Source organism: Pricia sp. (assembly GCF_041745955.1).
Taxonomy (GTDB): domain Bacteria; phylum Bacteroidota; class Bacteroidia; order Flavobacteriales; family Flavobacteriaceae; genus Pricia.
In genome coordinates this window covers 1-3,037 of sequence record NZ_JBGTHY010000213.1, presented here as the reverse complement: position 1 = coordinate 3,037, position 3,037 = coordinate 1, and the positions used below count along the sequence as shown (strand labels likewise).

Below are 3,037 nucleotides of genomic sequence, written 5' to 3'. Positions count from 1 at the left end.
CGGTTTTGGTGAACCGTCAATATTGGATTTTAGACCTTTCGGGGCATGCCCCGAAAGGTCTTTTAACTGTGCATTCTTGTTGCCATTTTCTGTGTATTCTTATTTACCGAAAACTGTGCAGATTTATTTTCCGATTACACATGTGTTTGGCTCCCACATAAATATAGGCCAACAGGCCTCCATCGTTCAAAATTTCCTGGTCGGCTAAACTGACCCCATGGGCCGCAAGTAACAGGGGGCATAGCAACAGTAAGGAAGTACTAAAAAATTTCTTTATCGATCCTACCATCTACTTCTTTCTGTTAAACCAAAAGAACAATCCTCCGAGCAGAATAAGACTACCGATCCAATAAACATACGAAGGGATACCTCCTTCATCTTCTAAGGAATGGACATGCGAATCCTTACCGTGCCCATGAGTAACTTCAAAGGTCAAGGTTGCCCAATTCGACTCGTGGGTCAATCCGGATTCTTCGGAGTCGATAAGGTTGATAGCACGTAAATACCAAATTCCATCGGCCTTGAGCTTGATATTTACGATTCCGTTGCTATCTGTACGAAGCTGCGTACCCGAAGTATGTTGGTGGTCTTCTTCGGTTTCCTCATGGTACTGCCCATGACTGTGACCGTGTTCCGCGGTATTGGCTTCGCCTACGTCATTATTGTGACTATGATCGGTATCCTCTTTTTGATCGTGGTCATGACTATGCCCGTGTCCCGTTTCTTCATAGCCCGTGTAGACCAATTGGTCGGCCAACGGTTCGCCTTTCAGTAGAAGTCTGACTTTTAGCTCGTCTCCTGTTTTCAGGTCATAGGGATTACTGAGCGGGATAAACTCGATCGGGTAGCCCAACTCGGTTTGCCAGTCATCCGTTCTTTTGTCACCGACCTGAAAGATAACCTTTACGTGCTTCGAATATTTTTCCACGGCATCACTTTCAAGTTTGTTATTGTTACGACGGTTATCCAACATGTCCCGCACCCCATCATGTTCCAAATAATTGTTGAAATCCGCTGCGGTCATTTCGATAGTTCGGGAAGTCGTAGAAACTCCGGCTACCCATGTACCCGTTTCACCTGTTCTGAAATTTAAAACGGTAATACTGTCCTTTTCACTCCACTGAGCATCTTTTACTTGAGAGCGATTTCCATTACCGATAAGGCTCACATCCATCATACGGTCGCGATCGATAACGTTTTCGCTTTTGTCAAAGGTCCCGTTGAAAAGCTTTATAGTTGCCGACTTATCGGGGTGTAGAAAATAGGTATCCATTTTAAGGTACATATCGTGGCTGCTAAATACGATAAAAGCGATCAGTGCGACATATATTTTTTTCATAGCTACGAAATAGAATTATGCGAAATTTTAAAAATTGTTTCAAAAATAACTAAAATAACATAATGATAGATTTCATAAAAAGCGATGTGCCGTATGCCATTTCCTAGGACAAATCTATCTGACGGACAATAGAATAAGCTGCACGATACCTAAAAGAACGAGTCTTTATTGTATGCCGTGCGTGGCGAATAACTTGACAATGGAATTCCTCGGCCATAGACCTGGGCAGGGATTTGCTCAAATCAAAAAAGGGAAGATCGAAACGGAAGTAAATTTGGCGCTGCTTCTTTTTCAACTGAAATCAGTCGCTGCAAAACGGTTTCCTAACTTTTGACCTTAATTTGCACCGCCTCGCAACTTTTCAGATCCGAATTCAAAATAATCTTTTCCGAAGTACTACCATCCGTAAGTTCTATCGATACGGTGTTCGGGGGAGTGGTACCCAAATTATGGGCATAAAGAAAAAGCTCGTTCGTCTTATCCGGATTCAATTTGAAGCTGACTTTTTTTCTGTTATAGGTTAGATGGTGCTTTGAAACCACGGTCTCGCCGTTCAGGTAGATCGATACGATGTCGCCGTCTTGCCGACCGTGGTCCCATAGGCTTACGCTTATATTTTCATTGGTGAAGCTCAATTCCTTGACGTAGGATATTTTTCTGCCTTCGAACTCGTTTCGTGATATATCCTCATCAGGACTGCTGCGCTTGGCGAGAGCTGCTTTTTTTCGGGCATCGGCTATCGGGTTGCGAATGCTAAAGTAAGATGTCGCATACTTCGCCACCTGAAATTTATTGGCGGGAAACAGTTCGATCCCTACGACTTGATATTGGTCGCCCGAACCGACATTTTTGGCCAATGCTATGTCCTCGGCAAGGGAATTGTTCTTGAAACTGCCCAGTTCTTGTACCACCATATCGTCCTTGGCCAAGAAAAATCGTATCGATTTTGTAGGGTCGATGTTCTCCGTTTCCCATTCGATTTTCGCCGTTTCGGAGACCGTCCATACCGTATCCGTATCGGGGTCGGATATCTCAATGGTCGATTTCGGAAGTGTTGATAGCGATGTTTCGGATGTTTCTTCGGATGAATCTCCGGCAATCGAAGACTGAAAAGATTGTTGCACCGCCGCACCGCATAGGGCATGGCAAAAAAGGATGCAAACAATCGAGAAAACGAAATTGAATCGATTTAGGAGAGCGAAATGGTATTGCCCGGATGCCATAGTTCTGATTATCGGTACACTAACAACGCAGATTTTTTTTGAATGTTGGATGTAAGCATCTTTTTTTTTGAATTCTCCATTAATTTTCATCCTGAATTTTGGGAATGGTACAAGTTCGGTTCAATTAATTTGTAGTTTTAAGAGCAATTCATATCCCTTACCATGCAAAAAGAAGCACTGCTCCGATGTCATAAAGAAATTCTGCGATACATCCATAGAACTCCCATTTTAACCTCTAAATCGATAAATAGGATGTCTAAAGGGGATATCCATTTCAAATGCGAAAACTTTCAAAAAGCGGGTACCTATAAGATAAGAGGGGCCACAAACGCTGTTTTGCAATTGACGGATGTACAGAAGGATAAGGGAGTGGTCACCCATTCTTCCGGGAATTTCGCCCAGGCCCTTTCCCTCGCCGCAAAAAATAGCGGTATCGATGCCTTTATCGTAATGCCCTCGACCGCGCCACAGGTAA

At 43.5% G+C, this 3,037-nt stretch carries 3 protein-coding genes; 1 reads left to right on the top strand and 2 read right to left on the bottom strand.

Annotated elements, in window-relative coordinates; translation table 11 throughout:
• Positions 1 to 289: 289 nt before the first annotated feature.
• Positions 290 to 1,339, bottom strand: coding sequence for a DUF4198 domain-containing protein (locus ACEW8S_RS07690; protein WP_373517581.1), 1,050 nt, complete (start codon positions 1,337 to 1,339; stop codon positions 290 to 292).
• Positions 1,340 to 1,662: 323 nt separating this feature from the next.
• Positions 1,663 to 2,562, bottom strand: a complete 900-nt coding sequence (locus ACEW8S_RS07685) for a hypothetical protein (RefSeq protein ID WP_373517580.1) — start codon at positions 2,560 to 2,562, stop codon at positions 1,663 to 1,665.
• Between the two features lie 252 nt (positions 2,563 to 2,814).
• Here ACEW8S_RS07685 and ACEW8S_RS07680 point away from each other — a divergent pair.
• Positions 2,815 to 3,037, top strand: a 223-nt coding sequence (locus tag ACEW8S_RS07680; RefSeq protein WP_373517579.1) for a pyridoxal-phosphate dependent enzyme, incomplete at its 3' end; no start/stop codon positions are given.

Coding starts and splice junctions, on each gene's coding strand:
- ACEW8S_RS07690 (WP_373517581.1), bottom strand. CDS start 1,339: ATGAAAAAAATATATGTCGCACTGATCGCTTTTATCGTATTTAGCAGC.
- ACEW8S_RS07685 (WP_373517580.1), bottom strand. CDS start 2,562: ATGGCATCCGGGCAATACCATTTCGCTCTCCTAAATCGATTCAATTTC.